At 64.7% G+C, this 26,187-nt stretch carries 22 protein-coding genes; 7 read left to right on the top strand and 15 right to left on the bottom strand.

Going from position 1 to position 26,187, the window contains the following annotated elements; genetic code table 11:
• Positions 1–147: 147 nt before the first annotated feature.
• On the bottom strand, positions 148–1,023 hold the full coding sequence (locus BMG00_RS07275; RefSeq protein WP_078525940.1) for a 3-hydroxybutyryl-CoA dehydrogenase: 876 nt from the start codon (positions 1,021–1,023) through the stop codon (positions 148–150).
• Between the two features lie 155 nt (positions 1,024–1,178).
• Between BMG00_RS07275 and BMG00_RS07270 the strand changes: the two genes are divergently transcribed.
• Entirely contained in the window at positions 1,179–2,000 is an 822-nt protein-coding gene (locus tag BMG00_RS07270) for a DUF6473 family protein (protein ID WP_078525938.1), read from the top strand.
• 53 nt (positions 2,001–2,053) lie between these two features.
• Here BMG00_RS07270 and BMG00_RS07265 read toward each other — a convergent pair whose 3' ends face one another.
• The 8 genes from BMG00_RS07265 to BMG00_RS07230 all read right to left on the bottom strand — a co-directional run bounded on the left by BMG00_RS07265 (position 2,054) and on the right by BMG00_RS07230 (position 10,871).
• On the bottom strand, positions 2,054–2,980 hold the full coding sequence (locus BMG00_RS07265; protein ID WP_078525936.1) for an electron transfer flavoprotein subunit alpha/FixB family protein: 927 nt from the start codon (positions 2,978–2,980) through the stop codon (positions 2,054–2,056).
• A complete protein-coding gene (locus tag BMG00_RS07260; protein ID WP_078525934.1) occupies positions 2,980–3,738 on the bottom strand; it encodes an electron transfer flavoprotein subunit beta/FixA family protein in 759 nt (252 codons plus the stop codon). Before BMG00_RS07260 ends, BMG00_RS07265 begins: the two co-directional genes overlap by 1 nt.
• 245 nt (positions 3,739–3,983) lie before the next feature.
• Positions 3,984–4,103, bottom strand: a complete 120-nt coding sequence (gene cydX, locus BMG00_RS07255) for a cytochrome bd-I oxidase subunit CydX (protein ID WP_051692443.1) — start codon at positions 4,101–4,103, stop codon at positions 3,984–3,986.
• Positions 4,104–4,116: 13 nt separating this feature from the next.
• Entirely contained in the window at positions 4,117–5,280 is a 1,164-nt protein-coding gene (cydB, locus tag BMG00_RS07250) for a cytochrome d ubiquinol oxidase subunit II (RefSeq protein ID WP_078525932.1), read from the bottom strand.
• Between the two features lie 5 nt (positions 5,281–5,285).
• Positions 5,286–6,896: a cytochrome ubiquinol oxidase subunit I gene (locus BMG00_RS07245; RefSeq protein WP_078573776.1), complete on the bottom strand. Its 1,611-nt coding sequence runs from the start codon at positions 6,894–6,896 to the stop codon at positions 5,286–5,288.
• A gap of 207 nt (positions 6,897–7,103) precedes the next feature.
• Positions 7,104–8,768 (bottom strand): thiol reductant ABC exporter subunit CydC, encoded by a 1,665-nt coding sequence (cydC, locus tag BMG00_RS07240; protein ID WP_078573775.1) that lies wholly within the window; start codon positions 8,766–8,768, stop codon positions 7,104–7,106.
• On the bottom strand, positions 8,765–10,450 hold the full coding sequence (locus BMG00_RS07235) for an ABC transporter ATP-binding protein/permease (protein WP_078573774.1): 1,686 nt from the start codon (positions 10,448–10,450) through the stop codon (positions 8,765–8,767). The genes cydC and BMG00_RS07235 overlap by 4 nt, the downstream gene beginning before the upstream one ends.
• Positions 10,451–10,607: 157 nt before the next feature.
• Complete coding sequence (locus BMG00_RS07230) at positions 10,608–10,871, bottom strand: YMGG-like glycine zipper-containing protein (RefSeq protein WP_038076708.1); 264 nt, start codon at positions 10,869–10,871, stop codon at positions 10,608–10,610.
• Between the two features lie 194 nt (positions 10,872–11,065).
• On the opposite strand from BMG00_RS07230, the gene BMG00_RS07225 reads away from it, so the two are divergent.
• Positions 11,066–12,721: an ArnT family glycosyltransferase gene (locus BMG00_RS07225; RefSeq protein WP_078573773.1), complete on the top strand. Its 1,656-nt coding sequence runs from the start codon at positions 11,066–11,068 to the stop codon at positions 12,719–12,721.
• 125 nt (positions 12,722–12,846) lie between these two features.
• Here BMG00_RS07225 and BMG00_RS07220 read toward each other — a convergent pair whose 3' ends face one another.
• A complete protein-coding gene (locus tag BMG00_RS07220) occupies positions 12,847–14,007 on the bottom strand; it encodes a S1C family serine protease (RefSeq protein WP_078573772.1) in 1,161 nt (386 codons plus the stop codon).
• Positions 14,008–14,172: 165 nt separating this feature from the next.
• Between BMG00_RS07220 and BMG00_RS07215 the strand changes: the two genes are divergently transcribed.
• Both BMG00_RS07215 and BMG00_RS07210 read left to right on the top strand, forming a co-directional pair.
• On the top strand, positions 14,173–14,844 hold the full coding sequence (locus BMG00_RS07215) for a winged helix-turn-helix domain-containing protein (protein WP_078525907.1): 672 nt from the start codon (positions 14,173–14,175) through the stop codon (positions 14,842–14,844).
• Positions 14,844–16,208, top strand: coding sequence for a sensor histidine kinase (locus BMG00_RS07210; RefSeq protein WP_078525905.1), 1,365 nt, complete (start codon positions 14,844–14,846; stop codon positions 16,206–16,208). The genes BMG00_RS07215 and BMG00_RS07210 overlap by 1 nt, the downstream gene beginning before the upstream one ends.
• 99 nt (positions 16,209–16,307) lie before the next feature.
• On the opposite strand, the gene ccrA is transcribed toward BMG00_RS07210, so the two are convergent.
• A complete protein-coding gene (gene ccrA, locus BMG00_RS07205; protein WP_078525902.1) occupies positions 16,308–17,600 on the bottom strand; it encodes a crotonyl-CoA carboxylase/reductase in 1,293 nt (430 codons plus the stop codon).
• A 560-nt stretch (positions 17,601–18,160) separates the two neighbouring features.
• Here ccrA and BMG00_RS07200 point away from each other — a divergent pair.
• From BMG00_RS07200 to BMG00_RS07190, 3 genes are all read left to right on the top strand, one after another.
• Positions 18,161–20,143, top strand: a complete 1,983-nt coding sequence (locus BMG00_RS07200; RefSeq protein ID WP_078573771.1) for a protein meaA — start codon at positions 18,161–18,163, stop codon at positions 20,141–20,143.
• Positions 20,144–20,313: 170 nt separating this feature from the next.
• Positions 20,314–21,858, top strand: a complete 1,545-nt coding sequence (locus BMG00_RS07195) for an ATP-dependent DNA helicase (protein ID WP_078573770.1) — start codon at positions 20,314–20,316, stop codon at positions 21,856–21,858.
• A gap of 51 nt (positions 21,859–21,909) precedes the next feature.
• Positions 21,910–22,626, top strand: coding sequence for an SDR family oxidoreductase (locus BMG00_RS07190; RefSeq protein WP_078525897.1), 717 nt, complete (start codon positions 21,910–21,912; stop codon positions 22,624–22,626).
• Here the strand turns inward: BMG00_RS07190 and BMG00_RS07185 are convergent.
• The 4 genes from BMG00_RS07185 to BMG00_RS07170 all read right to left on the bottom strand — a co-directional run bounded on the left by BMG00_RS07185 (position 22,623) and on the right by BMG00_RS07170 (position 26,186).
• On the bottom strand, positions 22,623–23,441 hold the full coding sequence (locus tag BMG00_RS07185; RefSeq protein WP_078525894.1) for a TIGR02186 family protein: 819 nt from the start codon (positions 23,439–23,441) through the stop codon (positions 22,623–22,625). The two genes, BMG00_RS07190 and BMG00_RS07185, sit on opposite strands and share 4 nt — an antisense overlap.
• Positions 23,438–24,358, bottom strand: a complete 921-nt coding sequence (locus BMG00_RS07180) for a sulfite exporter TauE/SafE family protein (RefSeq protein WP_078525891.1) — start codon at positions 24,356–24,358, stop codon at positions 23,438–23,440. The genes BMG00_RS07185 and BMG00_RS07180 overlap by 4 nt, the downstream gene beginning before the upstream one ends.
• 78 nt (positions 24,359–24,436) lie before the next feature.
• A complete protein-coding gene (locus BMG00_RS07175; RefSeq protein WP_078573769.1) occupies positions 24,437–25,237 on the bottom strand; it encodes a purine-nucleoside phosphorylase in 801 nt (266 codons plus the stop codon).
• Positions 25,221–26,186, bottom strand: a complete 966-nt coding sequence (locus BMG00_RS07170) for an ABC transporter permease (RefSeq protein ID WP_078573768.1) — start codon at positions 26,184–26,186, stop codon at positions 25,221–25,223. Before BMG00_RS07170 ends, BMG00_RS07175 begins: the two co-directional genes overlap by 17 nt.
• Position 26,187 lies beyond the last annotated feature (1 nt).

The following is a 26,187-nucleotide window of genomic DNA, read 5'->3' as shown; positions in this document are numbered from 1 at the left end:
CTGCCCCCGTCTGCCTGACGGCAGACTCCCCCGGGATATTTCAGCCAAGAGGAAGGAGAAATCCTATCTTCTTCTTGAACCAAATATCTCGGGGGTGAATTTGCGTGAGCAAAGAGGGGGCAGGGCCCCCTCGCGGGCCGGCGCGCTTCAGCGCGTCGGAACCGGGGTCTCGCCGCGGTAGTCGTAGAAGCCGCGCCCGGTCTTGCGGCCAAGCCAGCCCGCCTCGACATATTTCGTCAGAAGCGGACAGGGGCGGTATTTCGTGTCGGCCAGCCCGTCATGGAGCACGTTCATGATTGCAAGGCAGGTATCGAGCCCGATGAAGTCGGCCAGTTCGAGCGGCCCCATCGGATGGTTCGCGCCAAGCTTCATCGACTCGTCGATAGAGCGCACATTGCCCACGCCTTCATAGAGCGTGTAGACCGCCTCGTTGATCATCGGCATCAGGATGCGGTTCACGATGAAGGCGGGGAAATCTTCGGCCGAGGCCGCAGTCTTGCCGAGCTTCTCGACGACGGCCAGCAGCTGCTCGTAGGTGTCCTGATCGGTGGCAATGCCGCGGATCAGTTCGACCAGTTGCATCACCGGCACCGGGTTCATGAAGTGGAACCCCATGAATTTCTCGGGCCGGTCGGTGCGCGAGGCAAGGCGCGTGATCGAGATCGAAGACGTGTTCGAGGTCAGGATCGTGGTCGGTTTCAGATGCGGCAACAGATCCTCGAAGATCGCCTGTTTGACGGTTTCTCGCTCGGTCGCGGCCTCGATCACGAGATCGGTGGGGCCGAGATCGGTGAGCTTCGTCGTGGTCGAGATGCGCCCCAGCGCGGCGTTCTTTTCCTCCTCGGAAATCTTGCCGCGCGAGACCTGGCGATCGAGATTCTTGGTGATGACGGCGACGGCCTTTGCCAGCGCATCCTCGCTGATATCGTTGAGCAGAACCTGATAGCCCGCCAGCGCGAAGACATGGGCGATCCCGTTGCCCATCTGGCCTGCGCCCACGATACCCACTTTTTCGATCGCCATATCCATCTCTCTCGCTGAGTTTCGCCCTGACCATAATCAGCACGCACCGGCATGCAAGCGAAACGCTCGATTGAGAGAATTTTAAGATTAGGCCTTTGGTAACGATTTGGGCGCAATCTGGCCGTGAACGAGTCGAACTGGACTGAGGCGGGTTGATGGCTTTCGAATATGCGGGCGATGGCGCCCTTGATTATTTTCCGTGCCGATATGGCAAATCGAAACTGCTCTTTCGCGGTCCACGCCGGGCTCTCGAGGGGGAGTTCATCGCCGCGATGGGCGGAACGGAGACCTATGGGAAATTCGTGGCAGAACCCTGGCCTTCGTTGCTTGAGGCGGGTCTGGGCCGTCCGGTGGTGAATTTCGGGGTGCTCAACGCGGGTATCGACGTGTTCTTGCAGGAACCGCAGCTTGCGGCGGCGTCAAAGGCGGCAAAGCTTACGGTGATCCAGCTTCTGGGTGCGCAGAACATGTCGAATCCCTACTATGCCGTTCATCCGCGCCGCAATGATCGCTTCCTGCGCGCCTCGAACCAGATGCGGACGGCCTTCCGCGGGATCGATTTCACCGAATTCAATTTCACCCGACATATGCTGGGGGCTCTCAAGCAGCGCGAGCCCGAGAAGTTCGAATTTCTCGTGCAGGACTTGCAGGCTTCCTGGGTGCAGCGGATGAAAACGCTTCTGACCAAGATCGAGGGGGTGAAGATCCTGCTCTGGATGGGGGATTATCACCCGCCCGAAATGGCCGATCCGTTGGGGGCCGAGCCGCTTCTGGTTACCGAGCGGATGGTGGACGAGCTACGTCCCCTCGCGACCGAAATCCTGCGGGTGGAGCCCTCTGTGATGGCGCGTAGCGCGGGCACGGCGGGGATGCAGTTCTCGGCTCTTGAGGAACCTGCTGCGGCGATGGTTCCGGGGCCGATGGTGCATCGCGAGATCGCGGAGGCGCTGGGCCGGGTGGTTCCGCGCTACCTCTGATGCAAAAGGGCCGGGAAATCCCGGCCCTTCATGATTTGTCGATCCGGTGCGGATCAGAGCTTCGAGGTCAGTTCCGGCACGGCGTCGAAGAGATCCGCGACGAGGCCGAAATCGGCGACCTGGAAGATCGGCGCTTCTTCGTCCTTGTTGATCGCGACGATGATCTTCGAGTCCTTCATCCCCGCAAGGTGCTGGATCGCGCCCGAGATGCCGGCGGCGATATAGAGCTCGGGGGCCACGACCTTGCCGGTCTGGCCGACCTGCCAGTCGTTCGGCGCAAAGCCCGAGTCGACGGCGGCGCGCGAGGCGCCGACAGCGGCGCCGAGCTTGTCGGCCAGCGCTTCGATCACCTTGAAGTCTTCTTCCGAGCCGACGCCACGGCCACCCGAGACGACGATCTTCGCCGAGGTGAGTTCGGGACGATCGCTCTCGGCAACCTTGTCCTCGATCCAGGACGACAGCGACGGCGCATCCGAGACGCTCACGGTCTCGACCGCGGCTGAACCACCTTCGCCAGCCGCATCGAAAGTCGAGGTGCGGAAGGTGATGACCTTCTTGGAATCCTTCGACTTCACGGTCTGGATCGCGTTGCCGGCGTAGATCGGGCGCTCGAACGTGTCGGCGTCGACGACGCCCGAGACATCCGAGATCACCATCACGTCAAGCAGGGCCGCGACGCGAGGCATCACGTTCTTTGCATCGGTCGTGGCGGGCGCCACGATATGCGAATAATCGCCCGCGAGCGACACGATCAGCGCGGCGGTCGGTTCGGCAAGACGGTGGCTCAGCGACGCGTCCTCGGCCACGAGGACCTTCGCGACGCCGTCGATCTTGGCAGCGGCTTCGCCGGCGGCGGCAGCCGAGGCGCCCGCGCAGAGCACGGTCACATCGCCCAGGCTTTTCGCGGCGGTCACGGCCTTGGCGGTCGCGTCGACCGACAGTTCGCCATTATTCACTTCACCCAGCAGCAGAACGGCCATCACACGACCCCCTTCTCTTTGAGTTTCGCAATGAGCGTATCGACATCCGGCACCATCTCGCCGGCCTGACGCGCTTCGGGCTCGGTGGTTTTCACCACTTCGAGGCGCGGCGAGACGTCGACGCCGTAATCGGCGGCGGTCTTCTCGTCGAGCGGCTTCTTCTTCGCCTTCATGATGTTCGGGAGCGACGCGTAGCGCGGCTCGTTCAGGCGCAGGTCGGTGGTGACGATCGCGGGCAGCTTGACCTCGATGGTCTGCAGGCCGCCGTCGACTTCGCGGGTGACGTTCGCGGCCTCGCCCTCGACCACGACTTCCGAGGCGAAGGTCGCCTGACCCCAGCCCAGAAGTGCTGCCAGCATCTGGCCGGTCGCGTTCATGTCGTTGTCGATCGCCTGCTTGCCGAGGATCACCATCTTGGGCGCTTCTTCCTCGACGATCTTGGCGAGGATCTTCGCCACGGCCAGCGGTTCGATATCGGTGTGCACGTCATCGGCGGCCACGACGAGGATCGCGCGATCCGCGCCCATCGCCAGCGCCGTGCGCAGCGTTTCCTGCGCCTGCTTCACGCCGATCGAGACCACGACGATCTCCTCGACGGCACCCTTCTCCTTCAGACGGATCGCCTCTTCGACAGCGATTTCGTCGAACGGGTTCATCGACATTTTGACATTGGCGAGATCGACACCGCTACCGTCCGCTTTCACGCGGGCTTTCACGTTATAGTCGATCACGCGCTTCACAGGCACGAGAACCTTCATGGCGTGTCTCCCTTGTCTGGTCCGCCAAATTGCGGCGAACGGATTCTTTCGGCAATTTTGTTACAAGAGCGAGACCCGGAGGGACAGGGGGAAAACGCCCCGTTTTGGCACTGAAACGTCACGTCTTTTCGACTGTTTGCGCTAGCGGCCTGCGCAAATTGCCGCAGCGTCGCCCTGAGCCGGTAACCGGGCCATGAAAAAGGCCGCCCCGAGGCGGCCTTTCAAGGTTTTCATACCGGGAAGGATCAGTCCTTCTTGCATTCACCGGCGATCTTGCAGTCGTTCTGCATCTCGAGCCACATCGCGTTGGCGACGGCGACCAGTGCGGCCAGCGGAAGCCCGAGGATCCATGCGAAATACCACATATCTTGCGTCTCCTTAGTAAACCGAGTGGCTGTCACGCTCGACATCTTCAACCGTCACCTTGCCCCACAGGACCTTATAGACCCATGCGGTGTAGGCGAGAATGATCGGCATGAAGATCAGCGCGCAGACGAGCATCACGAACAGCGTCTGGTGCGAGGAGGAGCTGTCCCAGACCGTCAGCGAGGCGTCAGGCTGTTTCGAGCTCGGCAGGATGAAGGGGAACATCGTCAGGCCGACCGAGGAGATCACGCCGAAGATGCCCAGTTTCGACCACAGCAGCGTCGAGACTTCCTTGCCCGCACGCAAGCCCATCGTGGCCAGCGCGATCCCGGCCAGACCGAGGATCGGAGCAATCGCGATCCAGGGACGGTCGGCATAGGCCTGCATCCAGCTGCCGCCATGCTCGACAGTCGAGAAGAGCGGGTTGGAAGGGCCGTTCGCGGGAACGACCGACGTGATCTGGTAGCCCTTGATGCCAAAGGCGAGCCAGATGCCGGCGAGGATGTAGGTGACGAAAGCCACCATCCCTGCCACCGAGCCGATGGCGCGGGCACGTTCCTGCACCGGGCCTTCGGTTTTCAGCGTCAGCCACGCCGCGCCGTGCATCATCAGCATCGACAGCGACACCACACCCGCAAGCAGCGCATAGGGGTTCAGCAGGCCCAGAAGCTTCATGATGAAGTTGCCCGGGTAGAGCGGCATAAGCATGTCGTTCAGCTCGAACGGCACGCCCTGGAGCACGTTGCCGACCGCGACGCCGAAGACCAGCGCCGGAACCGCACCGCCCACGAAGAGCGCCCAGTCCCAACCGTTGCGCCATGCAGCCGAGTCCCGTTTGGAGCGGTACTTGAAGCCGACGGGACGCAGGATCAGCGCCGCGAGGATCAGGAACATCGCGAGGTAGAAGCCCGAGAAGCTCACCGCGTAGAGCGGTGGCCAGGCCGCGAAGATCGCGCCCCCGCCAAGGATGAACCATACCTGGTTGCCTTCCCAGACAGGGCCGATGGTGTTGATCGCCACGCGACGCTCGACATCGGTCTTGCCGACGAAGGGGAGCAATGCGCCCACGCCCATGTCGAAGCCGTCGGTCAGCGCGAAACCGATCAGCAGCACCCCGAGCAGGATCCACCAGACGACACGAAGGAAGTCGAAGCTGAAGAGTTCATAAAGGATCATTTGTCTTACTCCGCAGGCATGGTCACGAGGGGGTCGTTCTTGCGGCCCGCGAGACGGTTTTCATGGCGCGTTTGCCATTCCTGGGTGATCTCGACATCCTGATAGGGGCCTTTCTTGATGTATTTGATCATCAGGCCCATCTCGATGATGAAGAGCACGGTGTAGAAGGCCACGAAGCCTGCCAGCGTCACCAGAAGGTCGCCTACCGAGAGGTGGCTGACCGAGAGCGCCGTCGGCAACACGCCGTCGACAGTCCAGGGTTGGCGACCGAATTCTGCGGTGAACCAGCCCAGTTCCGCAGCGATCCACGGCGCCGGGATGACGATCACGGCCATGCGCAGCGCCCAACGCGGATATTGCATGCCTTTCCAGTTCGCGATGACGAAGAAGTAGATCATCAGCGCGATGAAGGAGAAGCCAAGCGCCACCATCAGGCGGAACGACCAGAAGATCGGCCAGACGGTCGGAACTGTGTCATCCGCGGCCATCTTGATTTGCGCGTCGGTCGCCTGACGCGGGTCATCGACGTAGCGCTTGAGCAGGTAGGCATAGCCCAGATCGCCCGCGTTCGCTTCGAACTGCGCCTTGACCTCGGGGGTGACGTCGCCCTTCGCTTCGTGGATCTTCAGCAGGTCATCATAGGCGACGATCCCGTTGCGGATCCGCTCTTCCGACCCTTTGACGAGATCGTTGATACCCTCGATCTGATCGGTCAGCGAGCGGGTGCCGATGAGGCCCATGACCCACGGAATATGGATCGCGTATTTGGTTTCGCGCGCCTGCTGATCGGGAATGCCGAAGAGGGTGAAAGAGGCCGGCGCGGGCTCGGTGTCCCACATGGCTTCCATCGCGGCGAGCTTCATTTTCTGGTTGTGGGTCGTCTCATAGCCCGACTCGTCGCCGAGAATGACGACCGAGAGCGCCGAGGCCAGACCGAAGGACGCGGCCACAGCGATCGAGCGGCGGGCGAGTTCGAAGTGACGGCCCTTGAGCATGTACCAGCTCGACACGCCCAGCACGAAGACGGCGGCGGTCACGTAACCGGCCGAAACCGTGTGCACGAATTTCGCCTGCGCAACCGGGTTGAAGACGACGTCGAAGAACGAGGTCATTTCCATGCGCATCGTGAGGGGGTTGAATTCGGAGCCGACGGGGTTCTGCATCCAGCCATTCGCAATGAGGATCCAGAGCGCCGAGAAGTTCGAGCCAATCGCCACCAACCAGGTCACAACGAGGTGCTTGACCGGCGAGAGCTTTTCCCAGCCGAAGAACATCAGGCCGACGAAGGTCGCTTCCATGAAGAAGGCCATCAGGCCCTCGATGGCGAGCGGTGCGCCGAAGATGTCACCCACGTAATGCGAGTAGTAGCTCCAGTTCATGCCGAACTGGAATTCCATGGTGATGCCCGTGGCCACGCCCAACACGAAGTTGATGCCGAACAGGGTGGCCCAGAACTTGGTCATTTGCCGCCAGATGGGGCGGTTGGTCATGACGTAGACCGTCTCCATGATCGCGACGATGATCGACAGACCAAGCGTCAGCGGCACGAAGAGGAAGTGATACATCGCGGTCATGGCAAATTGCAGCCGTGACAGCTCGACGATCCCGAAATCCATATCTCGTTCTCCAGTTTCCCTACTTGCTCTCGGTTTTGTGAAAAGCCGAGTTTCCCGGAAATGTTTTTCCCGGATGCAACTTATGGGCGGGGGTCTGCGCCTCACCTTGAGCCAAATCAAATTGACGATGTGTCGCACGCCCCTGTGAACGGGCGTGATGGACGATTTGTCTCAGTTTCACCGTGGCTTAGTGTCGCAGCTTCGGCGTTAACCCAAGGGAATGGAACGAGTCGCGAGGGCCAGATCGGGAGTTCTGTGCGACACGACGAGGAAGGCCGACTCAGGCAGAAGGGCGCGCAGGCCGGTGAGAGTCGCGCGCGCGGTTTCGGCATCGAGGCCTTCGGTCGGCTCGTCGAGGAGAAGGATTTTCGGCTTTCTGAGCGCCGCGCGGGCAAGCGCGAGACGCTTCGATTGCCCGCCAGAGAGACCAGTGCCGCCTTCGCCGAGCAGCGCACCAAGCCCGCCGCGCGCGTCGATCACCTCATCGAGCGCGACCGCGCGCAGCGCAGCCCAGGCCTCGGCGTCGGGCAGGTCTTCGCCCATCGGCAGGGCCAGAGCGAGGTTTTCGGCAATCGTGCCGCCGATCAGCTGGCTGCGTTGCGGCACCATCGTGAGCATCGAGCGCAGTTTCGCCTCGGGCCAGTGCGCCAGCGGCTGCCCGGCCAACATCAGCTCTCCGTCATCGGGTGCCATCAGCCCCGCGAGCACGGCGAGCGCGGTGGATTTGCCCGCACCGGAGGGGCCGGTGAGGAAGACCGTCTCGCCCGGGTGCAATTCCAGCGTGAGGTTGGTGAAAACAGGGCGGGCGGCCGCGGGCCGGGTGAAGCTGAGCGCGCGGGCCACAAGAAGCGGTGCGGTCGGATCCGGTGCGCTGCGAGGGTTTTCGGGCTCGGTACGCTCGGGCGTATCGGTGAGTGCAAGCACCCGCGCGCCCGCCTCCTGCATCCGGCCGATCTCGGCCATACCCCGGCGCAACAGCATCAGCGACTCGGCGAGCGCGAGCGCGACGAACAGGCCCACGGCGGCGCGCGCCGGGGTGATCTGTCCGGCCATCGCCATCTGCCCCGCGATTGCAAGTGCAGCGGCCCCCGCCAGCGCGGTCGTCAGCGAGATCACCGCCGCCACGCGCCGGTCGAGCGCCTCGAGATTGCGCCGTGCGAGCGCATCGGCCTCGACCTCGGCGAGGGTCTGCGCGGTTGCCGCTTCCAGTTGACCCGCGACGGCGAGATCGGCGCGCGCACGCATCGTTTCCAGCGCGCGACGGCGAATGTTCTGAAGCGCGGTTTCGGCGGCGCGTGCGTCATGACGCGCTGCGCGCGCCACCCAGATCAGCCCGAAGCCGCCACCGACGAGGTAAATCAGGAAGACCGCAAGGCCGATCGGCAGCCCTTCGAGCCACCACAGCATCAGCAGCGCCGACAGCTGCACCATGCCCGCCGCGAGGAAGGGCAGAACGAGCCGCAGCAGCAACCCGTCCAGCGCATCCACATCCGAGGTCAACCGGTTGAGCGCCTGTGCACCGCGCAGCCGCGCCTGTTCCTCATGTGGTCGCCGCGCGACCCCATCCATCAGGGCGATACGCAGATCGGCCAGTGCGCGCAGCGTGGCGTCATGGGTCAGCAGCCGCTCGCCATAGCGCGCGACGGCGCGGCCAAGCGCGAGGCCCCGCACCCCCGCCGAGGGGCGGAAGAAATCGAAGTCGAGCCCGAGCCCGGTGATGCCGGCCACGGCGGCGGCGGTGACGAACCAGCCCGACAGGCCCAGCAGCGCCGCGCCCATCGCAAGCACGAGGAATGAGAGCGCGAGCCCGCGCAGGAAGGACCATTTCTGGCCCGCAATCAGACGCGTCGTCAGGGTCAGAAGCGTTTTCATGCCGCGCCCTCCAGCTCGATCCGGCGATCCATCGCGGCGATCAGCGCGGGGTCATGGCTTGCGACGATCACCGACGCGCCGCGCGCACGCAGCGCCAGCAGGCCCTGGATGATCTTCGCGCCGGTTTCGGGGTCGAGATCCGCGGTCGGTTCGTCGGCCAGCACGATCGGTCGGTTCGCGTAATGGGCGCGCGCGATCAGCAAGCGCCGGGCCTCACCGCCGGAAACACCGCCGCCCATATCTCCCAGCCGGGCCTCGAGCCCGCCGGGAAGCCCCGCGACCACCTCGGCGGCTTGCGCGGCGTCGAGCGCTGCCTCGAGATCGCCCGGACGGCCCAGCGTGATCAGCTCGCGCAGGGTGGCATCGGCGAAGCGCGGGCTTTGCGGGATCCAGCCGAACACTGCGCGCCAGTCGTCCGCGCTCTCGTCGCTCAGTGCCAGATCGCCCAGACGGATCGTGCCCGCCTCAGGGCGGATCAGCCCGACCAGTGCTGTCAGCAGTGTCGTCTTGCCTGCGCCCGAAAGGCCGGTGATCGCCACCGCCTCTCCCGGGGAGACCTGCCCGTCGGGCAAAACGATCGGCTCGGCAGCGTGGCCGGGCGGGACGCGTAGCCCCTGCCAGCGGAGCGTGCCGAGCGCCGGTGCGGTGCCTTCGCCGCCGCTTCCCAGAAGCGTTGCCGATTGCGCGATCTCGGCCTCGGCCGTGTCGAGCTCGGAGGCCACGGCAAGGGCGGCTGCGCGGTCATGCCATGCGGCGGCGAGATCGCGCAGCGGCTGGAAGAATTCGGGCGCGATCATCAGCAGGAAGATGCCCTCGGCAGGGGTCATCTTCGTACCCCAGGTGCCGAAATTCATCCAGCCGATCAGCGAAAAGCCGACAAAGACCGCCATCAACGCCACCCCGATCGCGGCGAAAAGCTCCAACGTGGTGGAAGACAAGAACGCAACCCGCAACACCGCCATCGTGCGTACGCGCAGGTCGTCGGATTTCATCTCCAGATCGGCCCGCGAGCGGGCCTCGGCTCCCAGAAGCCGAAGGTCGGTGATCGCGGCGATGCGGTCGATCAGCAGCTTGTTGAGCGAACCGATCTCGACCATCTGCTTTTCCGAGGCCTCCTGCGCGGCCATGCCGACCAGCGCCATGAAGACCGGGATCAGCGGTCCTGCGATCAGAAGGATGCCGGCGGCCGCCCAGCTTTGCGTGGCCGCGAGGAGCAGGAATGCGAGGGGGACAAATTTCGCGCGCAGGAAGGCGGGCTGATAGCGCGTGGCCCAGGGGCCCAGGGCCGCCAGTTTCTCGGCGGCCAGCGAGGCGAGCTCGGCGGGCGACAGCGCGGCTGCGCCGCTGGCCTGGCGCAGCGAGCGGGTGATCAGCTTGCCGCGCGCCTCGCGCAGCACGATCTCGGCCGCATCCGCGCTGAGTTTCTGCGATATCCAGTCGAGCACGATGCGCAGCAGCGCGAGCGCCACGAACCCGGCGGCCCCGGCAAGCGGAGAGAGCGGCGGGCTCACGCCCGGCGCGACCAGATTGCCCAGCACCAAACCGACCAGCGCGGCCTGTGCGGGCCAGACCAGCGCGGCGGCGACCCCGATCCAGCCTGCGGCGCGTAGCTTGCCCGACACGGGAGCGGCGATGCGGTTGAGGATGGTCTTCGGCTTCGGGGCTTCGGTCGCGCTTGTCATCGTTTCCTATCCGGCTTTGAGGGGCCAGATAGAGGACAGAGCCCCGTGCGGCAATGGAGTGCGACAATCCGTGCCGCTTCGGGACGGGCTCGGAACAAAGAAAAACCGTCCGGGCACGGGGCCCGAACGGCTTTCGAGGGTTATCTGTATCGGGGCCTTAGCAGGGCGCGATATATTCGCGGCCATAGGCGTCACGATAGCGGCACTGGCCCGGCTGGTTGGCCGCACCGATGAGCGCGCCCGCCGCGGTGCCCACGGCCGCACCGAGCGCCGCGCCTTCGAGGCGATCGCCGTCATCGGACACGGCGGCGCCGATAGCGGCACCGGCCACGCCGCCGGTCACGGCGGACTGGTTTTCCGGCGTCATCTGGCAGGCGGCAACGCTCGCCGTGAGCGGCAGAACAAGCAGGATCTTTTTCATGGAACACGTCTCCCTTGGATGTCAGTCTGGCCTCTAAACGCCGCCCGCAAGAGCCTTGTTCCATGCAATCTCAATTTCGCGCGCGGCATTCGTGATCGGACCGAGACGCCACGCGGGCTTGACAGGGCGGCCCGGATTGGCCTCTTGCATGCGATAACGCGCACGTGCGCGCCCGCAAAGAAAGGCCCGAACCGATGACCTCTTCCGCCTGGCGCGTCCCGCTGATCGGTGCGCTCGTGACTTTCGCCCTCGCCGCGACGGTGCTGATGATCATGCGTCCGCTGATGGCGATCGACGAGACGCGCTATCTCACCGTCGCCTGGGAGATGTGGACGGGAAGCTCGAAGATCATCCCGCATCTCAATGGCGGGATCTACAGCGACAAGCCGCCGCTGCTATTCTGGCTGATCAATCTCGTCTGGGGCGTGTTCGGCCAAAGCGAATGGGTGGCGCGGCTGGTCGCGCCCTTCTTCGGTTTGCTGTCGGTCTGGCTGGTGTCGGTTCTCGCGCGCAAGCTCTGGCCCGAAGCGCCCGAACGCGCGGGGCTGGCCGCGCTGATCCTCGCCACGACCGGGGTGTTCCTGATCTTCGGCTCGACGACGATGTTCGACACGATGCTGAGCGCGGCGACGCTTCTCGGGATGATCGCGATCTGGGGGCTCAAGGACGGGCTGCGCACGGGGCCGGTGATCGGGCTCGGGTTCGCACTCGGTCTGGGGGTTCTGGCCAAGGGGCCGGTGATCCTCGTGCATGTCATGCCTGCCGCGCTGCTGATGCCGCTTTGGGCGCGTGGCGAGGGGCGCCCGGCGCTCAAGGGCTGGTACGGGCGGATCGGGATCGCCTTCCTGATCGGCTTCGCGCTCGTGCTGTTCTGGCTTGGCCCGGCGGTGGTGCTGGGGGGCGCGGAATATCGCGAACAGATCCTTTGGAAGCAGAGTGCTGGCCGCATGGTAGAGAGTTTCGCCCATGGCCGTCCGATCTGGTTCTTCATCGCACTTCTGCCCGCCTATCTCTGGCCCTGGGGTTGGAGCCGTGCGGGGCTGGCCGCGCTCAAGCCGTCGCATCTGTGGGCCGATGCAGGTTCGCGCATGGTGACGATCTGGGCGGTGTCGGCGCTGGTCGCCTTTTCGCTGATCTCGGGCAAGCAGGCGCACTACCTTCTGCCCGAACTGCCGGCGCTGGCACTGCTGCTGTCGGGCTTGCTGCCGACTGCGGAGCCGCGGATGCGCGCGCTTCGGCTGCTCTGGCTGCTGCCCGGCATCCTCGTCGCGATCGGGGCGGTCGCGGTGCATTTCGGCGCTTTCCCGGAGCTGCCCGAGGGGTCTGGTTCGTGGCTCTTCCTGATCGTGGGGCTGGTGATCCTTGCGTTCGCGGGGTTCGTTCTGATGCGCGCGCGTGAGGGCTGGCGCGCCGAGGCCTTTGTCGCGCCGCTGGTGTTGGTGGCGATCCAGGCGATGCTCTGGCAGATCCTGTGGTCGGTCTACGATACGCGCCCGATCGCAGAGCTGATCGCCTCGCATTCGGCACAAGGGGTGGCCACGACCGATGGAAACTATGCCGGGCAGTTCTCCTATGCCGCGCGGCTCGAGACGCCGGTGAACGTGCTCGATAACAGCGCCGATCTGGGGCGATGGATGGCCGATCATCCGGGCGGGCTGGTGCTGGCGCCGAAAGCGCTCGAAGGCGTCGACGGGCTAACCGAAATCGCCGAGCGGCATTTCCGTCAGCGCGACTGGCGGCTCTATCAGGTGGCCGCGACGATCGCGCCTGCGCCGGAGCCCGCGTCGGATCCGGCCCCCGTGCCCGTGCCCGCGCAACCTGCGCCCGCACAACCTGAGGCCGCGCAATAAGGCGTTCGCAGGACGGCGATCGCGCGGCTGGGCGGCAAAGCGTGGCCCGCGTCAGGCAAGCGCAAAACGCATCACGCCCGAAGCCTTGGCTCCGGGCGTGACGTCAAACCGATAGAGCGCGCGTCTTACGACGGCGTCTTCTCGGTGGGCCGCTCATCGAGAGTGACGGAGAGAGTGAGCGGCTTGTTCGCGCGCAGCAACGAGAGCTGCACTTCGGAGCCCGGTACGTCCGAGCCGATCGCGCGGGTCAGATCGCGCGGGGCCTTCATCGGCTTGCCGTCGACCGCGACGATGATGTCACCGCGCTTCAGGCCCGCCTTCTTGGCCGGGGTGTCGTCGGAGACATCGGCCACGAGCACGCCCTCGGGCTTGTCGAGGCCGAGGGCCGCGGCAATGTCTTCGCTGACCGGCTGGATCGAGACGCCGAGGAAGCCGCGCTTGACGGTGCCGTCATCCTGAAGGTCCGCAACGACCGATTTGATCGTATCGGACGGCACCGAGAAGCCGATCCCGACCGAGCCGCCGGTGGGCGACACGATCGCGGTGTTCATGCCGATCACCTCGCCATCGGCATCAAAGAGCGGACCGCCCGAGTTGCCCTTGTTGATCGCCGCGTCGGTCTGGATGTAGTTGTCGAAAGGACCCGATTGCAGGTCGCGGCCCTTGGCCGAGACAATGCCGGTCGACACCGAGGTGCCCAGGCCGAACGGGTTGCCGATCGCCACGACCGGCTCGCCCACCTCGGCCTTGTCCGAGTCGCCGAAGCCCACGGTTTGCAGATCCTTGTCGGTATCGACCTTGATCAGCGCGATGTCGGTGGCCTTGTCGACGCCGATGACCTTCGCGTCCGCAGTCGAGCCGTCCGAGAAGGTGACCTTCACGCTCTCGGCGCCATCGACGACATGGGCGTTGGTGACGATATGGCCGTCTTTTTCAATCACGAAGCCGGTGCCGAGGCCCGTAATCTCGGGGCGCTGCATCTGCTGGTCCTGACCGTTCGGGACGCCGTTGGGCATCGGTACGCCGAAGCGGCGCGAGAAATACTCGAAGGGGAAATCCTGCGGCATCCCCATCTGCGCCATTTCCTGATCGTCGGCCTGTTTCTTGATCTCGATGGTGACGACGGCGGGCATCACCTTCTTCACCAGATCGACGGTGTTGGTGAACGTCTCGGCCGAGGCCATGTTCGGCGCCAGTGCCAGACCGCTCGTCGCGACCGAGCCCGCGCCGATCATCGCGGTGACCGCCAGGGTGCGCAGCAGACGGGTTTTGCGAATGTCCTGCATCTCTCTCTCCTTTATGACAGGGATGCATCCCATCTTGGGGCCTAGCCTGTCAGGGAGACTGCGGAAAGATTGCAGTCGTGTAATCCTTTTCACCTTTGGGCGAGGGGGGCGTGACTTGCGCGCGCTCTGCGGCCACTTATGTCGGGCAACGAGAAAGAAGACGCAATGAAGCTCCTGCTGATCGAAGACGATGCGACGACGGCCGATTACGTCACGCGCGGGCTGCGCGAGGAAGGTCACACGGTCGATCACCTCGCCAACGGGCGCGAGGGTCTGACCCAGGCGCTCGCGGGCGAATATGACGTGATGATCGTGGACCGGATGCTCCCCGAGCTCGATGGGCTGTCGATCGTGCGCGCGGTGCGTGCGGCCAAGGTCGCGACACCGGTGATCTTTCTCACCGCAATCGGCGGAGTGGATGATCGGATCGAGGGACTCAATGCCGGTGGCGACGACTACCTCGTGAAGCCTTTCGCCTTCGGAGAGCTCTCCGCCCGGCTCGCGGCGCTGGCGCGGCGTCCGCAGGCGCAGGCGGAGCAGGTCGTTCTCGAGGCCGCGGATCTGAAGATGGATCTGATCGCGCGCAAGGTGACGCGGGCAGGGCGGGAGATCGACCTGTTGCCGCGGGAATTTGCGCTGCTGGAATTTCTGCTGCGCCGCAAGGGCCGCGTGCAAACCCGCACGATGCTGCTCGAAGGGGTGTGGGATCTGAATTTCGATCCCCAGACCAATGTGGTCGAGACCCATATCTCACGGCTCAGGAACAAGGTCGACAAGCCGTTCGAGCGTGATCTGATCCACACCGTGCGCGGCGCGGGCTACCGGATCGAGGGCTGATGAGCGGTCGGCTCAATCGCGCGGCGATCCTCGCCTCGACGCCGCTGCGGCAGGCGCTTGGACTCATGGGGATCGTCTTCGCGATTCTGCTGGTGACGCTGGGCTTTGCCTATGTCGCACTGCGAACCTCGACCGAAGATGCCATTCAGGCCGATCTGAAACAGCAGACTGCGGTGTTTCAGGTCGCGGCCAATCCCGAGACGCTTTCGGTGATCGTCTCGGCCGAGGCGCGGGCCTCCGACCCCTCCGAACGTGCCATCGCCTTCGTGCTTCCCGACGGGCGGCAGGTCGGCAATGTGCGGGTGATCCATCAGGGAGATCAATGGGTCGTCTCGCGCCATCCCGATTATGAGCCGCTCTCGAAACATGGCTATTTTACCCTGACCATGCCGCTGGCGGGCGGTCTGCTGGTGATCGGGGAAAGCCGCGCACCGATTGCCGAGCTGAGCTCGACCTTTCTCGCGATCCTGATCTTCTCTTTCGTGCCGTCGCTGCTGATCTCGGCCGCCTATGGCGCCTGGGCGGGGATGCGGGCGCGCCGGAGGGTGAGCGCGATCGAGGAGACGCTCGATCAGCTGACCGAGGGTCGACTTGAGGCGCGCGTGCCCGAGGATGAGGTGAAATCGGCGCGCGGCGACGATCTCGCGCGGATCGGGGCGCGGCTGAATGCGATGGCCGAAACGCAAGAGGCGACGGTTGCAGCGCTGCGTCAGGTCTCGGCCGATATCGCGCATGATCTGAAAACGCCGATGCAGCGGATTTCGGTCCTGCTTGCGGAGCTTCGCGACAGCCTGCCCGAGGGAGAGGCGCGCCATCTGGCCGAGCGCGCGGGCATCGAGGCGGAAGGCGCGGTGGCGGTGTTCCATTCGTTGCTGCGCATCGCGCAGATCGAGGGAGGCAGCCCGAAATCGCGGTTCGCTACCGTCGATCTCGGCGCCCTGGCGAGCGATATCACCGAGCTATACGAGGCATCTGCCGAAGAGGCGGGCGGCACGCTCACCCTGTCGCGCCCGGAAGGAGCGTGTACCGTTCAGGGGGACCGGGGATTGCTCGGTCAGATGCTGTCGAACCTGATCGAGAACGCGATCCGCCATGCTGGACCTGCGCCGCAGATCCGCGTCGAGCTGGCGCGTCGCGAAGGACGGGTGGACCTTGTCGTGCGTGATCACGGGCCGGGGATCCCGGAGGCGGAACGCGCCAAGGTGCTGCGGCGGCTCTATCGGCTGGAGCGGTCGCGAACCACGCCGGGCAACGGGCTGGGTCTGGCGCTGGTTCAGGCTGTGGCGGGGTTGCACGAAGCCGAGCTGACCCTTGGCGACAATCATCCCGGCCTGTCCGTGACGCTGAGTTTCCCCGCCGCCTGAGCGGTGCTCAGAACCGGGTATACCGCGCGAGCGAACATCCAAAAGAAAGAACCCGCGCCCTCTCAGGCGCGGGTTTCACTCTGGAGACCAGGCGCATCATTACGCCTTGGGGCCAGCCTCCAGCGCGTCCTCGAAGGTGCGCAACCCGGTTTTCGGAGCCTGCACGAGCACCGCCATGTTGCCGGGCTTGTGCTCGTTGCGCAGCATCTTGGTATGGGCCTGCGGGATCTCGTCCCACGGGAAGACTTCCGACATGCACGGATCGATGCGGCGTTCGATCACCAGCTTGTTGGCGGCCGACGCCTGCTTGAGATGCGCGAAGTGCGAGCCCTGCAGACGCTTCTGGTGCATCCACATGTAGCGCACGTCGAAGGTGCAGTTGAAGCCCGAGGTGCCGGCGCAGATCACGACCATGCCACCTTTCTTCACCACCAGCGTCGAGACAGGGAAGGTCGCCTCGCCGGGGTGTTCGAAGACCATGTCCACGTTCACGCCCTTGCCGGTGATGTCCCAGATCGCCTTGCCGAACTTGCGCGCTTCCTTCAGCCAGGCGTTGTACTCTTCCGAGTTCACCTTGGGCAGCTGACCCCAGCACTTGAAGTCCTTGCGGTTGATCACGCCCTTGGCGCCGAGGCTCATCACGAAGTCGCGCTTGTCCTCGTCCGAGATCACGCCGATCGCGTTCGCGCCCGCGGCATTCGCCAGCTGGATCGCGAAGGAGCCAAGGCCCCCCGAGGCGCCCCAGACCAGCACGTTCTGGCCGGGCTTGAGGTCATGCGGCTCGTGGCCGAAGAGCATCCGGTAGGCGGTGGCCAGCGTCAGCGTGTAGCAGGCCGCCTCTTCCCAGGTCAGGTGCTTGGGGCGCGGCATCAGCTGCTGGGCCTGAACGCGGGTGAATTGCGAGAACGAGCCGTCATGGGTCTCGTAGCCCCAGATGCGCTGGCTGGGCGAGAACATCGGGTCGCCGCCGTTGCACTCCTCGTCGTCGCCATCGTCCTGGTTGCAGTGGATCACCACCTCGTCGCCGACTTTCCAGCGTTTGACCTTGTCGCCCACTTTCCACACGATGCCCGAGGCGTCGGAGCCTGCGATGTGATAGGGCTGCTTGTGGCCGTCGAAGGGCGAGATCGGAACGCCCAGACCGGCCCAGATGCCGTTGTAGTTCACGCCAGCGGCCATCACGAGGACGAGCACTTCATGGCTGTCGATTTCCCAGGTCGGCACGACCTCCACCTGGAAGGATTGCTCGGGCTCGCCATGGCGCTCGCGGCGGATCGCCCATGCGTACATGTTCTTGGGGACGTAGCCGAGGGGCGGCATCTCGCCGATCTCGTAAAGGTCCTTCTCCGGCGCGTCGTAGGGGGCGATACCGGTTTCTTGGTCAAGGGCCATGGCTCTCTCCTGTTTGTCCTTGCCGCGCCGCAGAATCGGGCGGTGTTCGACCTGAGGGATACGCATCGCTGCGCAACTTTGCAATCCCCGAACGAGAGATTTTGTAATTTTATGTCTTGGCGGATTTTCATTTGCACCTTTCATGCTGCAATTGCGGCATAAATGGCGGCAGAACCGAATCCGAGCGGGTCAGGCGTGCAGGGCGTGCGGCCGGGGGGACGTTACGTCATCTCTGAATGGTCGTTCCGCTCGAAAAGATCCGATTCGGTTTCGCGCTGCTCGAACTGGTCCCGGACGGCCCCGACCGCGATGCAATTGCAGCCGAGATGGAGACATGAACGCTTCGCGCGCGGGCGCGCGCGTGGCGGCTTTCCGGGCACTCCACCCGGCTCAATTCCCGCGACCAACTTCCTGAGCTACTCGCCAAAGACTGACGGGATGCCGCGGCAGAGACGATTTTCATACCTATCGCCGCATCGCAGCGAATTGACAGGATCACAAACTTCAATTTAAACCGTGTCAGCGCGCAACAATATTGCGCAAACGAGATTCGCAAGCCGATGGAGGCCGCCATGACCGACACGATGCCCGCCAAAGACCGTCCCTGGCTTTTCCGCACCTATGCGGGCCACTCCACGGCGAAGAAATCGAACGAGCTCTATCGCACGAACCTCTCGAAAGGTCAGACCGGTCTTTCGGTCGCCTTCGATCTGCCCACCCAGACCGGCTATGACAGCGACCATACGCTGTCACGTGGCGAAGTGGGCAAGGTCGGCGTGCCGGTCTGCCATCTGGGCGACATGCGCGCGCTTTTCGATCAAATCCCGCTCGAGCAGATGAACACCTCGATGACGATCAACGCGACCGCGCCCTGGCTTCTGTCGCTCTATATCGCGGTGGCCGAGGAGCAGGGCGCGGATATCTCGAAACTGCAAGGCACGGTGCAGAATGATCTGGTGAAGGAATATCTGAGCCGCGGCACCTATATCTGCCCGCCCAAGCCCTCGCTCGCGATGATCACCGATGTCGCCGCCTATACGCGTGAGCATCTTCCGAAATGGAACCCGATGAACGTGTGTTCCTACCACCTGCAAGAGGCTGGTGCGACGCCCGAGCAGGAGCTGGCCTTCGCGCTCGCGACCGCAATTGCCGTGCTCGACGATCTGAAGACCAAGGTCCCCGCCGATCAGTTCCCCGCGATGGTGGGGCGGATCTCCTTCTTCGTGAACGCGGGCATCCGCTTCGTGACCGAGATGTGCAAGATGCGCGCCTTCACCGAGCTCTGGGACGAGATCACCCGCGAGCGCTATGGCATCGAAGAAGAGAAATTTCGCCGTTTCCGCTATGGCGTGCAGGTGAACTCGCTCGGCCTGACCGAGCAGCAGCCCGAAAACAATGTCTACCGCATCCTGATCGAGATGCTGGCCGTGACGCTCTCGAAGAACGCCCGCGCCCGCGCGGTACAGCTGCCCGCCTGGAACGAGGCGCTCGGCCTGCCGCGCCCGTGGGATCAGCAATGGTCGCTGCGGATGCAGCAGATCATGGCCTATGAGACCGACCTTCTCGAATATGGCGATCTGTTCGATGGCAACCCGGCCGTGACCGCGAAGGTCGAGGCGCTGAAGGATGGCGCGCGCGCCGAGCTGGAAACGCTCGACTCGATGGGCGGCGCGATTGCCGCGATCGACTACATGAAATCGCGTCTGGTGGAATCGAATGCCGCCCGGATCAACCGTATCGAGGCCGAGGAAACCATCGTCGTCGGCGTGAATCGCTGGCAGCAGGGCGAGCCCTCGCCGCTGACCGCAGGCGACGGCGGCATCATGGTCGTCGATCCGGCGGTGGAGCAGGAGCAGATCGAGCGCCTCAATGCCTGGCGCGCCGAGCGTGACGAGGCCGCAGTGCAGGTCGCTCTCGCGCAGCTCAAGGCGGACGCGAAGGCGGGCAAGAACATCATGGACGCCTCGATTGCCGCCGCCAAGGCGGGTGCCACAACCGGCGAATGGGCCGGCGTGATGCGTGCCGTTCATGGCGAGTATCGCGGCCCCACGGGCGTCTCGCGTTCGCCCTCGAACCAGACCGAAGGTCTCGAAGACATCCGCGAGGCCGTCGATGCGGTCAGCACCCAGCTTGGTCGCCGCCTGAAATTCCTCGTCGGCAAGCCGGGGCTAGATGGCCATTCCAACGGCGCCGAACAGATCGCCTTCCGCGCCCGCGATTGCGGGATGGACATCACCTATGACGGCATCCGCCTGACGCCCGAACAGATCGTCGCGAAAGCCATCGAGGACGAAGCGCATGTGGTGGGCCTGTCGATCCTCTCGGGCTCGCATATCCCTCTGGTCGAGGAGCTGATGGAGCGGATGCGCGCGGCTGGCCTTGACCATGTCCCCGTGGTCGTCGGCGGGATCATCCCCGACGAAGACGCGGTCAAGCTCAAGGGATTCGGCGTGGCGCGCGTCTATACCCCCAAGGATTTCGAGCTGAACCGGATCATGATGGATATCGTGGCGCTCGCCACCCCGGCGGAAAAAGCTGCCTGAACGCCGCCGGGGGCGCTGCCCCCGGACCCCCGGGATATTTGGGCCAAATCGAAAACCATCCTTCGATTTGGTCCTAAATATCCCCGCCGGAGGCTCTCGAAGCTGCAAGCGGCGCGAAGCCTCGGCCTTTCGCTCTTCCGCCTCCCAAGGCGCGCAGGTAAGGTCGCGCCATGACGACCCCAGCGATCCAGTTTTCCGATGATCAGGCCGAGGCCTGGGATGCCGTGGCCGAGGCTTTGGAGGCGGCGGGCGTCGATATTCTCGAAGGCTCGCTTTCGCCGGACGGCGGCGGCAATCGCGTGCTTTCGGTGATCGGCAAGGCGGGCTCGGGCAAGACGCTTCTGCTGGCCGAGCTTTACAAGGCGCTCGAAGCCGCCGGGGTTGATCTGGTCTCGGGTGATTTCGAGGGCAAGCGGCGCAAGGAGCGGCGCACGTTGGCGATCCTCGCACCCACGAACAAGGCGGCGAGCGTGTTGCGCTCGCGCGGGGTGCCGGCGACGACCATTCACCGCATTCTTTACACGCCTGTTTACGATCCGGAATATGAACGGATCGCGGAATGGCTGACGGGGCAGGGCGAGCGGCCCAAGCCCGATCTGCTGAGCGAGATGGGGCTGACCGAGGAAGCTTTAGACCGCGCCAAGGCGTTCTACGATCTTCACAAGTCGATCCCGGCGGCGCTGGCCTCGGCAGGGCTGCGGGGTTCGGATTTCATCAATGGCTGGAAGCGGCGCGAAGACCCGCTCGATATCGGGTTTGTCGACGAGGCTTCGATGCTCGACGAGCGCCAGTTCGACGATCTGCGCGAGATCTTCCCGACGCTCGTGCTGTTCGGCGATCCGGCACAGCTGGCGCCCGTCAACCAGTCGGGGGAGATGGTCTTCGAGCGCCTGCCCGACAGTCGAAAGCATATCCTGCACCGGATCCACCGGCAGGCCGAGGACAACCCGATCCTCGATCTGGCGCATATGCTGGGCGATGAATCTCTGACCTTCGAGCAGTTCGAGCGCGAGATCGAGAAGGCGGCGGCAAAGGATGACCGCGTCGTCTGGGCCGAGCGGGTGGAGAGCGACCTGATGGCGCGCTCGCCTGTGCTGGTCTGGCGCAACGCGACGCGGATCCGGCTGATCCATGCGTTTCGCGCAGCGCATTCCGCGCCGGCCGACATGATGCTGCCGGGCGAGCCTCTGATCTGCGACGGGATCGAGCTGCCGGTGAAGCATCGCAAGAAGCGGATCGACCTGGAGGCGCGCGGGCTGATCAAGGGCGCGCAGGTGATCTATCTCGGCCCCGGCAAGAAGCCCGGTTTCTCGCGGCTGCATGTGATGGGGGCGGAGGATCCGCGCCTGTCTGCGGCCTCGATCGTGAAGATCGAGATGCCGGACGAGGAGGAGCCGTTCATCCCCTTCGCCGCGCGGATGGGAGCGACCTTCCTGCATGGCGCGGCGGTGACGATCCACAAGGCGCAAGGGTCCCAATGGGAAGATGTGCAGGTCTTCGCGCCGGATATCTATGCCGCAGCGCGGGCGGGCCGCGTCGAGGCGGGCATTCCGCTGTGGAAGCGGCTGGCTTACGTGGCGATTACCCGGGCGCAACATCGCCTGCTCTGGGTGGTGCGGGCGCGGCTGGCGCGCCCCTCGGCGCCGCTGTCGATCGACGATCTGCCGCGTGGCGGCGGAAAGCTGGAATTGCAGGCCGAGCCGCAGGACGGGTAGGGCAGGAGCCTCCGGCGGGGATATTTGGGCCAAGAGGAAGGGAGGACTGCGATGGGTGTGATGGTTGTGACCGGGGCGAGCGCCGGGATCGGGCGGGCCGTGGCCGAGAAGGCCTTGGCTGACGGGTGGCAGGTGGCCTGCCTGGCGCGCTCCGAGGACAAGCTGGCCGAGGTTGCCGCGCAGGGCGACGGACTGGCCGTGGCCTGCGATGTGAGTGATGAGGCGGCGGTCGGTCGGGCGTTCGCGCAGGTGGTAGCGCGGTTCGGGCGCATCGATGTGCTCTTCAACAATGCGGGGATGTTCCCGCCGGCTGTCTTGCCCGACGAGGTCAAGATGGCCGATTGGGACGCGTGTATCGCGGTGAACCTGACGGGGATGTTCCTGTGTGCCCGGGCTGCCTTCGGGCAGATGCGGGGACAGAGCCCGCGCGGCGGGCGGATCATCAATAACGGGTCGATCTCGGGTCAGGTGCCGCGTGCGAAATCGCTCGCCTATACCGTCACGAAACACGCGATCAACGGAATGACGAAGCAGATCGCGCTTGATGGGCGCGAGTTCGACATCGCCTGCGGACAGATCGACGTCGGCAATGCGCGCACGGGGCTTTTGGCGAATATCGATGCGGCAGCCACCAAGACCGCGGAGCCGACGATGGATGTGGGTGATGTGGCGCGCTCGGTCCTGCACATGGCGTCGCTGCCGCTCGAGGCGAATGTGCTCAACATGACGGTGATGGCGAGCGGGATGCCCTTCGTCGGGCGCGGTTAGCGCACGAAGCGGAAGATCGCGGCGGCGGCCCAACCGGCAAAGACGGCGAGCGCGAGCGACAAGAGCCCGTAGAGGGCCGCTTGCTGATGCGCCAGCGTGTAGAGCCAGCGTTCGAGCCCGACCTTGCGCACCTCGATTGCGGATTGATACTGGTCCACGAGCTTGCCGCCGCGCAACAGGAAGATGCGGGTCTTGTAGTCGCCCTCGGTGAGGTTCGCAGGCAGATCGAAATCCGCTCGGAAGAGCGTGTTGTCGACGATATGCACCCCGCCCGTTTCCATCTCGTAGAGCCCCTGGCGCTCTCGAATGCGCAGCAGGGCCTCGGTGAAGGGCTTGCTGTCCTCGACCTCGAGCGGGCCGGAGAAAGCGCGCATCGCGAGCGGGATCGAAATGCGTTGCTGCGTGTCTACGCGGGGGGGGAGGATCTCATCCATCGGGCCGGAGGTGGCAACGGCGTAATAGCTGGGTGCGGCGGCGACGCCAACCGAAGCGGTGTTTACCCAGATGCCGAACTCGCGTGACTTGCGGCGGATCGTGACCGGACCGAGCGGGCCTTCGAGGGTGACGATCACCGCGAGTTTTTCATCGTCCGGTTCGGGTGCTTCACGCTTGACGGCGCCGTAGATGAGGATCTGCGAGCCGTCAAAGGAGGTGGTGATGCCGATGTTGTCGCGGCTGAGACCGGCGACGATTTGTTCGGGCGCGGGGGCGGGCGTCGCGGGGGCGGGCGCGGGCGCGGGGGTGGGGGCCTCCTGCGCCAAGGTGGGCAGGGCGGTCGCCGCGAATGCGAGGGAAAGAAGCGTGGCGCGGATCATCCTTCCCCTCCCGTGGTGATCGAGAACAGGTCCGAGGGGCGCAGGATCAGGTCGAGGCCCAGCTTGGCCGCGACGATGATCACCAGGAGCGCCAGAAGGATGCGCAATTGCTCGGCCTTGAGCCGAGCGCCCAGCCGCGAGCCGATCTGCGCGCCCACCACGCCGCCGACGATCAGGAGCAGCGCGAGCATCACGTCGACCGTCTGGTTGGTGATCGCGTGCATGAGGGTCGTGAAGGCCGACACGAACAGGATCTGGAACAGCGAGGTGCCGATCACGACCTTGGTCGGCATGTTCAGCAGGTAGATCATGGCCGGAACCATGATGAAGCCGCCGCCCACGCCCATGATCGCCGCGAGAACGCCGACCGAGATACCTACCAGAAGTGGCGGGATCACCGAGATATAGAGCCCCGAGGCGCGGAACTTGAGCTTGAAGGGCAGTTTGTGCACCCAGGTATGCTGCACGCGTTTCTTGCGCACGCTGGTGCCTTTTCTTTGCTTTTGCAGCGTGCGGACTGCTTCTTGCAGCATCAAGAGGCCGATCAGGCCGAGGAAGACGACGTAGCAAAGCTGCACCGCGAGGTCGATCTGGCCGAGCTGGGTAAGCAGGTTGAACACCCAGATACCGCCTGCCGAGCCGAGGATGCCGCCCACCAGCAGCACCAGCCCCATCGGAATGTCGACCGCCTTGCGTTTGAGCTGGGCCAGAACGCCCGAGACGGACGAGGCCACCACCTGGTTCGCGCCCGTCGCCACCGCCACCGAGGGCGGGATACCTATGAAGAACAGAAGCGGCGTGATCAGGAAGCCGCCGCCCACGCCGAAGAGCCCCGACAAAAGCCCGACAATGCCGCCAAGCCCCAGAAGGGTGAACATGTTGACCGAGACTTCGGCGATGGGCAGGTAGATCTGCATGGGCCGCACCGGCTGAGGAGGTTGCAACGTCTTTGCCCGCAAGGGCCTTCGGAGTCAAACCCGCGTATGCGCGCGAGTTTACAACTGTTGCAGATATCGTCGGAGCACCCGTTCAAGCTTGGCGGCCCCCATCGGCGCGATTGCCTTTGTCTGCTCGTGGCTGATGTTTTCGTCGGCCATGCCTGCCCCCATATTCGTGATCACCGAGATGGCCGCCACGCGCAGCCCGAGGAAGCGCGCGAGGATCACTTCCGGCACGGTGGACATGCCCACCGCATCGGCCCCGAAGATCTTGGCGGCGCGGATCTCGGCCGGGGTCTCGAAAGTGGGGCCGGAGAACCAGCAGTAGACGCCCTCCGGAAGCTCGATCCCCTCGGCCTCTGCGGCGGCTTTCAGGGCGGCGCGGATGTCAGGGTCATGCGCCTCGGTCAACGGCACGAAGCGCGCATCCGAGGGCTCGCCGATCAGCGGGTTGTTTCCCGAAAAATTGATGTGATCGTTCAGCATCATCAGCCCGCCGGGGCGGATATCCTCGCGCAGACTTCCCGCCGCGTTCGTCAGGAGCAGGCTCTCGCAGCCAAGCTCCTTTAGGATTTCCAGCGGCAGGCGCATCTCGGCGGGGTTGCCGTGCTCGTAATAGTGAACCCGGCCGCCGAAGACTGCGACACGGACGCCTTCCAGCGTACCGATCACCAGCTTCGGGTTATGCCCCGATACGCCCGCATCCGGGAAACCCGGAAGCTCCGTGTAGGGGATCGCGACGCCTTCGACTTGCTCGGCCAGATGGCCGAGACCGGAGCCGAGGATCAGGCCGAGACGCGGGGGCTCGCTTCCCGCGCGTTCACGGAGGAGGGCGGCAAGCTCAACGCTCTTTGACATAGGGCTGTCCTCCGGCGCGCGGCGGGATCGCCTTGCCGATGAAACCGGCAAGGATGACCACGGTCAGGATATAGGGCACCGCCTGCATGAACTGGATCGGCAGGGTCACGACTCCGAGGTCGATATTCGGATAGCGGTTCGAGATCGCTTCCAGCAGGCCAAAGAGCATCGTCGCTCCCAGCGCCGGAACCGGGCGCCATTTCGCGAAGATCAGGGCGGCCAGCGCAATATAGCCGCGGCCCGCCGTCATCTCTTTCACGAAGCCCGCCGCGAGACCGGTCGCGAGATAGGTTCCTGCGAGCCCCGCCAGAACACCGGTGATCGCCACGGCGGTATAGCGCAGGCGGATCACCGAGACCCCGGCGGTATCGACCGATTCCGGGTTCTCGCCCACCGCGCGCAGGCGCAGGCCGAAGCGCGTCCGGAACAGCACCCACCAGGTCAGCGGCACCATTGCGAAGGCGACATAGACCAGGATCGTATGGCCCGAGATCAGGTTGGAATAAAGCGGCCCGATGACCGGCACATCCTTCACGGCGCTCGCACCGGGCAGGGTGATCGGCTCGAACCGGGCATGGCCCGAAAGCTGCGGTGTGCGTCCGCCCTGCTGGAACCAGCTTTGCGCGATCAGCACCGTGAAACCCGAGGCGAGGAAGTTCACTGCGACCCCCGAGATCAGCTGATTGCCGCGGAAGGTGATCGAGGCGAGCCCGTGCACCATCGCAAGGCTCATCGAACCTCCGACGCCGGCCAGAAGCCCGAGCCAGGCGCTGCCCGTCACGGCGGCCACCGCACCCGAGAAGAACGCCGCCATCAGCATCTTCCCCTCGAGCCCGATGTCGAAGATGCCCGCACGTTCCGAGAAAAGGCCTGCAAGGCAGGCCAGCAAAAGCGGCGTGCCCAGACGCACGGCGCTATCGAGAATTTCGACGATTGTTCCGAAATCCATC

Source organism: Thioclava marina (assembly GCF_002020135.1).
GTDB classification, from domain to species: Bacteria; Pseudomonadota; Alphaproteobacteria; order Rhodobacterales; family Rhodobacteraceae; genus Thioclava; species Thioclava marina.
The sequence above is the reverse complement of the archived record's forward strand: the minus strand, read 5'-3'. Positions and strand labels throughout refer to the sequence as shown.